General features: G+C 37.9%; 4 protein-coding genes. All 4 read left to right on the top strand.

Annotated elements, in window-relative coordinates:
• The first annotated feature begins 272 nt into the window (after positions 1–272).
• The 4 genes from AC2JBO_RS43260 to AC2JBO_RS43275 all read left to right on the top strand — a co-directional run bounded on the left by AC2JBO_RS43260 (position 273) and on the right by AC2JBO_RS43275 (position 4,564).
• Positions 273–755, top strand: a complete 483-nt coding sequence (locus tag AC2JBO_RS43260) for a PDDEXK-like endonuclease domain-containing protein (RefSeq protein ID WP_496959789.1) — start codon at positions 273–275, stop codon at positions 753–755.
• 227 nt (positions 756–982) lie between these two features.
• The gene (locus AC2JBO_RS43265) at positions 983–1,294 is read left to right on the top strand and encodes a hypothetical protein (RefSeq protein WP_496959790.1); all 312 of its coding nucleotides are present in this window, start codon (positions 983–985) and stop codon (positions 1,292–1,294) included.
• Positions 1,295–1,513: 219 nt separating this feature from the next.
• Positions 1,514–3,826, top strand: a complete 2,313-nt coding sequence (locus AC2JBO_RS43270; RefSeq protein ID WP_496959791.1) for a hypothetical protein — start codon at positions 1,514–1,516, stop codon at positions 3,824–3,826.
• On the top strand, positions 3,827–4,564 hold the full coding sequence (locus AC2JBO_RS43275) for a hypothetical protein (RefSeq protein WP_496959792.1): 738 nt from the start codon (positions 3,827–3,829) through the stop codon (positions 4,562–4,564). It begins immediately after the preceding gene.
• Positions 4,565–4,697: the final 133 nt, after the last annotated feature.

Raw genomic sequence — 4,697 nt, forward strand, 5'->3', positions numbered from 1 at the left:
TTTGAAAATAAAGGATATTTATCGATTTTAATTAAAATTTAGCACGCTATGTACGAAAGAACCAATTTTTGAAACTGTCTAATGCTCAAAAGGATGGTTGTAATTATTTGTCTAATTATCTATATTTTCGTCATAAAAATATCTTATCCACTTCATTTCTCTGCTAAGTATCTTTTCGTAAATATTTAATTTAATTTATTATGAATAAGTTAAATAAATTATTGATAATATTTTACCCTTATTGATAATTATCTCCCTCCTCTAACGCCACCTTGACTGGGCTGGTTTCTTCTCTCCTAGCTGGTGATATTGATTTAACACGCACTAAAAGTAAAGGTATAGCTTTGTTACGGGATTACCTGGAGTATGCAGCGAGCGGTGGTGAAAGACTCGAAGGTAATTTTTATACCTCGGAACTTAAATTTGACTCACCATTTGAAGAAGATGTTTACCACACCTTGGTAGAACGGGGATATACTATTCGTACTCAAGTCGGATGTTCGGGGTATCGAATTGACCTAGCAGTTGCCAATAAAAATCACCCTGGAGAATTTTTGCTAGGCATTGAGTGCGATGGTGCATCCTACCATAGTTCCCCTACTGCCAGAGACCGTGACCGTTTAAGACAACAAGTGCTTGAAAAACTTGGCTGGAACATCCACCGAATTTGGTCAACAGATTTGTTTCGCAATAAACCTGCTCAAATTCGTCTCTTAGTCGAAAGAGTAGAAACGTTGCAAAATCAAAAGACTTAAACTTTCAATAAGCAGATACGCGCTATGATAGTAAGTTGACCATGTTATTGTCAACAAAATTCCTTAATTAGGTAATCTTATGTTGAAACGGATTTATATTGACAACTTTCGCTGTCTAGTTAATTTTGAACTAAACGTTGACTCAATTAATTTATTTTTATAGCAGTAAAAGATGCTTCTATCGTATCGCTTACTTGTTTAATCGGTTACTAGATTCCGTTCTTAATATGCCCATTTCTTCAGCTAAAATTCATCTACTTAATCGGCAAGCTAGAGAAGTAAATATTACTAGTGGTAGTATTGATAAGCTGGAAATCTATCGGCGCCTGGGAGTGTTGGAGGTTTGGTTTTGGGAAAATAATAGATTGAAACTATACCACAAAAGGGAAGATAAACCTTCAAAATTTTTAGACACCAAGGGTTATGAACTGGTTGATACAAGCGAATTGCTGCCAGACCTTAACATTCCTTTACTCGAAGAATGCACGTTGATTTCGGATGATATTTTAGCAATCGACGAATTTGAGCGTTGTTTGTAGTAGTCTCTGTGTACTCTGTGTCTCTGTGGTAAAAAAACGCTTGTCACTGCACAGGCGAGACGCCTGTGCTACAATACCCCAAATTTGATCACACAGACCAAAGCGTAGTTCATATCATCAATTCTGGGGGCGCCGTGAGCCGACGGGCATATATTTTTTTATAAAGTAGGGAATACTAAGCACATACAACTACTAATTATCGGGGAGAAGGTGTAGTGTATGGCTGATGTAAAGATAATTCGTGCGGCCTTTCGTGAAATCCAAAAGCTTCCACCTGCTGATTTGCAAAGGATTTACCAGATTTTGCATCGGTTGAGTCAGGGAGATGAAAGACAAACGAAAGCGCTCAAAGGGTTTGATAATTTGTTGCGAACTCGCTCTGGCAAGTGGCGCGTTATTTGGCAGCGCGCGGATCATAATGTTGTTGTGATCAAGGCGGGGTTGCGCGATAGTGTTTATGATGATGCGTTTGATGAGCGCGCGTGTTCCCAAACGCAGGTAATTGAAGAACTTTTACACCCACAAGGTACTGCTTTAGAGGAAAACCCAGCTTATCAATGGAATCATGAGCAAGATACTGATTGGTACAGGTTTGTTTATGGTAGTTACCGTTATTCGCCGATTTTAACAAATTATCAGCGCAATATATTAGATGAACCATTGCGAATATTGTGTTCGCAGTATCAACCAACGACGGTACATCAATTTGAGGAAAGTTCGTGCATCATTATACAAAGCGCACCCGGTACTGGAAAGACAGTGTGTGCTACTTTGTTTGCGTGTGAAATCCACCGTAATTTTGGCTGGAATACAATGTTGATTGTACCCGAAGCTTTACGGCGTGATATTTCGGAATTTTCTGAGGTTAAAACAGCAGCGACTCAGGAGAATTTTTGGTTAGGCACGTTTCCACAGTGGTTGACTAAGATTAATCCTGAATTTAAAAATCGTTTGGCTTCAGGACAAGAAGAGTTGGAAGCTTTGCAACAAGCGTTAAAATATAGCCGTCAAAATGATATTACTACAAATGATGTTCTATTATACCAAGCGTTTGTACTAGATGAGAATAAGCATCGAGCTAATGACAAAAATGTCATGTATCAAGTAAACTCACACCGAGTTGAAAGTTTATTAAAAATAAGTAAAAAGCATTTTTATAAAGCTTTATCTTGTCGCATATCTCGCTCGGATGCAGCTAAAATTATACAGAACTCACTAAATATAAATCCAAGCAATTCAGAATGTACTTTATTAATAGTCGATGAAACGCAAGATTACTTATTAAGCGAGTTACAAGCTATTATCTCAGTATGTAAATCTTGGGCTGCTCAAGGACATCAAACGTATTTATGGCTGTTAGGTGATTTAAATCAGCGCATTCAAGCTACTGATTTTAATTGGTCACAGCTACAAATCAAAAACTCGATTGAATTAGTACGTAATTACCGTAACTCACGCCAGATATTAGAGTTTGCTAATCAATTCTGGCAAGTAGCAAAAACAATTACATCTAAAAACAAATGTAAAGAATTGCCATTACCCGCAAATCCACAGCACGCTTTTGAAACTGGTGAAAATGTCCGGTTATTGGAATATGCATCTAAGGATGAAGCAATTGCATTTCTAGATGAAATTGCTGGAGAATGTGGCAGCGAAGAAAATCGTCGTTATTTACTGCGTGACCTTGCTAAAGCTGTCAAAGTTCTTTCCAACAGCGCATTAAATTCTCACGAAAACTTAGTAATTTTAAACCCAGAAAAAGCTAAGGGACGTGAATTTGAAGCTTGTGTAGCTTTTTGCTTGTTTGAAGGTGAAGGAAAACCAACTTTAGAAGAAAGTTTTCAGTGGTATACACTCCTTACCCGCGCGCGTTCGCGTTTACTAGTAGTTGTCACAACACCGGAAATTAGGCGCCTACAAGATAATGGCTATGACTTTTTCCAACAATGCGAAACTATCGACCCAAAAGGCGCCATTAATTGGATTAGCGAAGTTGTCAGTGATGCAGATTTGAATCAAATAACATCGGACGTACTTTCCCGTTTACTCAAACGTTGCGAAACAGGTTATATATATTGGGATACTTACTTAGCGCTGCAATTTGCTGGCATCGAAAACGCAGAACTATATATATGGGAAACCCAAGCAATTACCCTTTTGAAAAAACACCCCTATGAACATCTAAATAACGAACTCCAAAAAACTCAAAATATCCACCTGCGTTGTTTACTATTACGCGCGATGGGATTATCTTGGCAAGCTATCGCTGAAGCAGAAGTATTAAAAAATACCGACTTTCAAGAATACAAGTATTTGCTCAAAGGTATAGCCAAAGACTTAGAAGCAAAAGGTTTACCTTACGAAGCAGCGCGCGTGAGGTCACATATATACGATGGCAAGTACGAACAAAATCTCCCCTTCTGGCAAGACGTAAATTCTCAATCAAACTTAAACGAACCGCTCGTAACACTACTATGTGAGTCGTTTACATCACGTATTAATAACCTACTATCTAAAACAGGAGAACAATAAATGAAATTACATACAGATATAGAAACAGCCAAGCAACTCGAAGAACTTTGGCATACCATCGAACGAGGAGTTACAGTAGCTTCAGATGCTGCTCAACAAGCAAGCACCATTCATGCAGCTATAATGCAAGATTACAGCAAAATTGAGCAATTAAAATTAGACACATCTTCGTTTACCCACACAATTCAACATAATATAGATGAAGTTAAAAAACAACAGCTTTATCTAGAAGAAAATATTCAAACAGTAAATCATACGCGCGATGAAATTAGCTCACAATTACAACAAATAGTAGACTACAAAGTTCGGATAGACGCATTTAAACAAGAATTAAAATCTGTTATAGACAGCATAGACACAGCAAAAGCACAAGCCCAAGAACTCGAACAAATCAATCTACTAGCAGCACAAATCGAAACAAACAAACAAGAAATAGCCAGATACCAAGAAAAAACTCATCATCAAGCCAACGAAATCACCCAAGCACACTCACAAATCCAACATATAAAAACCGAAATTGAAACAGTAATTACCGACTTTGGAGGAAAACAAACGCTAGATAACCTACATCTAGAAAATCAATCTATCCAAAATCAACTTCAACAAGCGCAAACAGAAATCGAACGACTACACCAAAAACTGGAAACCCAAACAAAAAAGCAAAAACAATTCAACAACTGGTTACTTGCGCTGTCTCTCGGTCTAATTTTAACCTTGATTTTTACAATGATACGTTAACATTGACACCTGACTTTGCACGACGACATCTTTAAAACCTCTCCCCCAACCCCTCTCCTACGAGGATACCGCTGGCGAATAGTAGGTCTGACCCCCCAGCATCACGATTTTACGTCATTTTCGCGAATGTAGA

This window comes from Calothrix sp. CBUCES-K 9914, assembly GCF_059640475.1.